This window comes from Streptomyces sp. 8K308 (genome assembly GCF_004348315.1).
Classification (GTDB): domain Bacteria; phylum Actinomycetota; class Actinomycetes; order Streptomycetales; family Streptomycetaceae; genus Streptomyces.
In genome coordinates, this window is sequence record NZ_SMKC01000494.1 from 1 (window position 1) to 4,013 (window position 4,013).

Consider the following 4,013-nt stretch of genomic DNA (forward strand, 5'->3'; position numbering starts at 1 on the left):
CCCCTTCGCGCTCCGCCCGAGGAGCTGGGGCGCCGCGGCGCTCCGCGCGGCGCGCGGACGCGGAGCGGGCCCGTGGCGGCTCCGCCGCCGGGGCGTGGCACCGCACGGCCGCAAGGCCCGGGTCACCGCGGCCGGTTACAGCACCGGCAGGTTCTTGCGGAGCTCGAAGGCCGTGACCTCGCTGCGGTACTCCTCCCACTCCTGCCGCTTGTTCCGCAGGAAGAAGTCGAAGACGTGCTCGCCCAACGTCTCCGCGACCAGCTCGCTGCGCTGCATCAGTTGGATCGCCTCGCCGAGATTCTGCGGCAGCGGCTCGATGCCGAGCGCCCGCCGCTCGCTGTCGGTGAGGGCCCAGACGTCGTCCTCCGCGCCCGGCGGGAGTTCGTAGCCCTCCTCGACGCCCTTGAGGCCGGCGGTCAGCAGGACGGCGTAGGCGAGGTACGGGTTGCAGCCGGAGTCGAGCGAGCGGACCTCGATCCGGGTGGAGCCGGTCTTGCCCGGCTTGTACATGGGGACCCGGATCAGCGCGGAGCGGTTGTTGTGGCCCCAGCAGATGTAGGAGGGCGCCTCGCCGCCCGCGCCCGCGGTGCGCTGCGCGCCGCCCCAGATGCGCTTGTAGGAGTTGACCCACTGGTTGGTGACGGCGGAGATCTCGCCCGCGTGCCGCAACAGGCCGGCGATGAAGGAGCGGCCGACCTTGGAGAGCTGGTACTCGGCGCCGGTCTCGTGGAAAGCGTTGCGGTCGCCCTCGAAGAGGGAGAGGTGGGTGTGCATGCCGGAGCCGGGGTACTCGGAGAACGGCTTGGGCATGAAGGTGGCCTGCACGCCCTGTTCGAGCGCCACCTGCTTCATCACCAGGCGGAACGTCATGATGTTGTCGGCGGTGGAGAGCGCGTCCGCGTACCGCAGGTCGATCTCCTGCTGTCCCGGCGCGCCCTCGTGGTGGGAGAACTCGACCGAGATACCCATGGACTCGAGCATGGTGATGGCCTGCCGCCGGAAGTCCATGCCGATGTTCTGGGGGGTGTGGTCGAAGTAGCCGGAGGAGTCGGCCGGGGTGGGGCGCGAGCCGTCGACCGGCTTGTCGTTGAGGAGGAAGAACTCGATCTCGGGGTGGGTGTAGAAGGTGAAGCCGAGGTCGGAGCTCTTGGCCAAAGCGCGCTTGAGGACGTAGCGCGGGTCGGCGTAGGAGGGTGAGCCGTCGGGCATCAGGATGTCGCAGAACATCCGGGCGGTGCCCGGGGACTCGGCGCGCCACGGCAGGATCTGGAAGGTGCTCGGCGCCGGCTTGGCGATCATGTCGGACTCGTGCACCCGGGCGAAGCCCTCGATGGCCGAGCCGTCGAAGCCGATCCCCTCGTCAAAGGCCTGTTCGAGCTCGGCGGGGGCCACGGCGACCGACTTGAGGAAGCCGAGGACGTCGGTGAACCACAGCCGCACGAATCGGATGTCCCGCTCCTCCAGCGTGCGGAGCACGAACTCCTGCTGCTTCTCCATTTCCACCCATCCTCGCTGGTCAGACGGCTCTGTCCCCGGACGCTCGGCGCGGGGCTCCTGAGCATCCCATCACAGGATTTCCGCGGCGTTGCGCATGCGCGACCGGTCGGCCCGGCCGCTCCGGATGTCCTCCATTCTGGGACATCGGGGAGACCAAGCTTTGGCCATGAATATACGGGGCGAAATTCACTCGTGGGTGAACCGGAAACCGCTGGTCAGCAACGTTTCCGCTGACGGCGTACGCACCCGGTGCCGGCCACCGGCTGCCCGATCGGGGGAGCTTTTCGCAACTGCCTGCGGCACGCGCCCCGTGCCCTCTACCCTCCGGTGTCACAAAGCGAGTCACGGCCACTACGGCCAGTCGTCATCGCGTATATGTCAGCGGCATGCGCCCTGCGCCCCTGCCGTGCCCGTCCGCCGTCAGGCCAGTGAGGAAGCCCGTGAGGAAACCCTTGGTGCGCGCCGAACCCTTACCGCCCGTCCGCCGGGACCGTCCGTCGGCACCCACCCGCGGTCGGCTGGTGCCGCCCGCGCTGGTGGCGCTGTGCGCGTTCGCGGCCGTGCTGCTGACGCCGGAGGACGCGCGGCTGCCCGTGCTGTGGTGCGGCGCCGCGGCCACCCTCGCGGTGGCGGTCACCTCGGGCGAGACCATCAGGCGCGGCCACGCGGCCGGGCGGCTGCGGGCCAAGGTGGGCCAGCAGCTGGCCGACGCCGAGTTGGTCGCCTACGACCTGCTGCCGGCCGCGCTCGACGAGTTGAAGCGCGGCAACCTGGAGGCGGACGTCCTGCCCGAGATCCCCGACTCCGCCTCCGACCCCCGGCTCGCGAAGGCGCACCGGGCGATGGTCCACGCCATCGTCGACGTGCTGCGCGAGAAGGAGCTCCAGCGGGACTCCGCCAAGCGCGCCATCGTCAACATCGCCTGCCGCATCCAGTCCGAGATCCACCGGCTCCAGGACGACGTCGGCAAGATGGAGTTCCGGCACAACGACCCGGACGTGATGAGCGACCTGATGCGGCTCGAACACGGCATCAACGTCACCGGCCGCTTCGCCACCTCGCTCGCCGTGCTCGGCGGCGGCGCCCCCGTGCGCCGCTGGGAACACCCCATCACCCTCTACGACGTGATGCGCGCCGGCGCGGGCCCGATCCGCGAGTACCTGCGGGTCAAACAGCACCATGTGATCGACTGCGGCATCCACGGCCACGCCGTCGAGCCGCTGATCATGGTTCTCGGCGAGCTGCTCGACAACGCCACCCGCTACTCGCCACCGAACGCCGAGGTGATCATGAACACCGAGGAGGTGGCCCTCGGCATCGAGATCTCCATCGAGGACAAGGGCACGGGACTCACCGGCGAGTCGCGCCGCCGGGCCGAGTTCCTGCTCCAGCAGGGTGTCGACGGCCTCGACCTCGAGGACCTGGGCGAGACCGCCCGGGTCGGCCTGCGGGTGGCCGGCATCCTGGCCAGCCACCACGGCGCCAGGATCTCGCTGCGCCCCTCCACCTGCGGCGGGGTGCGCGCGGTGCTCTTCATCCCCAACGAGCTGATCACCCACACGCCCCCGCCCCCCTACGAGTTGCCGCCGCTGCGCCCGGCGCCCCGCTGGCCGGTCAGGCCGGTGGTCGAGCCCTCGCTCTACGGCGACGACGACGAGGACGACGACCCGTACGGCCCCCCGGGATTCGACGACGAGGAGACGCAGTACGAGCGCGCGGCCAACGGCCTGCCCCAGCGCCGCCGGCCGATCCCACGCGGCAGGTCGTCGGCCTCCGCACGGCCGCCGACGGCCGGGGGGCGCGGCGGGTCGCCGGCGGGCCACGCGCCCGGCGGGGAACCGACCGCGGCGCCCGGCCTGTGGGTCGACTCGTTCTTCGAGGGGCTGCGGCGCAGCGACGAGCAGCACGCCGCCGCCGCGGAACGGCCGACGGGCCAGGACCCGGGCCCCCCGCGGGGAGGCGGCCGCTGAGCAGGCGGCCCCGCGTCCCCCAAGCCCGCACAGACAGTCTCGGAATCAAAAGGGTGAGATCACGTGACTCAGCGTCGGTTCAAGGACATGGACTGGATGCTCAGGGACCTGGCCGACAGCGTTCCCGGCATCCGGCACATCGTGCTGCTGTCCGCGGACGGGCTGTGCATGGCCCAGCACGGCAGCGAACGGGAGAGCCGGGACAGCGGGGACCGGATCGCCGCCGCCGCCTCGGGCATCAAGAGCCTGGCCCAGTCGATCGCCAGGGAGTTCCCGCGCGACGACGGGGACATCCGCATGGTGCTGCTCGAACTGGCCGGCGGCTACTTCTACCTGATGTCGGCCGGCGAGCGCTCCTACCTGGCCGTCACCGCGGAGGGCCGGGTCGATCCGGGCCTGGTCAGCCAGCGCATGCGGGACCTGGTGCTGCGCATCGGCGAACACCTGTCGAGCGCGCCCCGCACACCGGAACAGGCGGCTCCGTGACCGGCGACACCGGATCCGCCGAACCGCCGGGCGGTGGCGGCGGGCGGCGGGGGCGCCGGT

Annotated in this window: 3 protein-coding genes; 2 read left to right on the forward strand and 1 reads right to left on the reverse strand. The window is 71.4% G+C overall.

Going from position 1 to position 4,013, the window contains the following annotated elements:
* Positions 1-135 precede the first annotated feature (135 nt).
* A complete protein-coding gene (gene glnA / locus E1265_RS34615) occupies positions 136-1,497 on the reverse strand; it encodes a type I glutamate--ammonia ligase (protein ID WP_132934917.1) in 1,362 nt (453 codons plus the stop codon).
* 455 nt (positions 1,498-1,952) lie between these two features.
* On the opposite strand from glnA, the gene E1265_RS34620 reads away from it, so the two are divergent.
* Together E1265_RS34620 and E1265_RS34625 are read left to right on the forward strand one after the other, a co-directional pair.
* The gene (locus E1265_RS34620; RefSeq protein ID WP_165953988.1) at positions 1,953-3,467 is read left to right on the forward strand and encodes an ATP-binding protein; all 1,515 of its coding nucleotides are present in this window, start codon (positions 1,953-1,955) and stop codon (positions 3,465-3,467) included.
* An 87-nt stretch (positions 3,468-3,554) separates the two neighbouring features.
* Entirely contained in the window at positions 3,555-3,953 is a 399-nt protein-coding gene (locus E1265_RS34625; RefSeq protein WP_132934919.1) for a roadblock/LC7 domain-containing protein, read from the forward strand.
* The last annotated feature ends 60 nt before the right edge of the window (positions 3,954-4,013 follow it).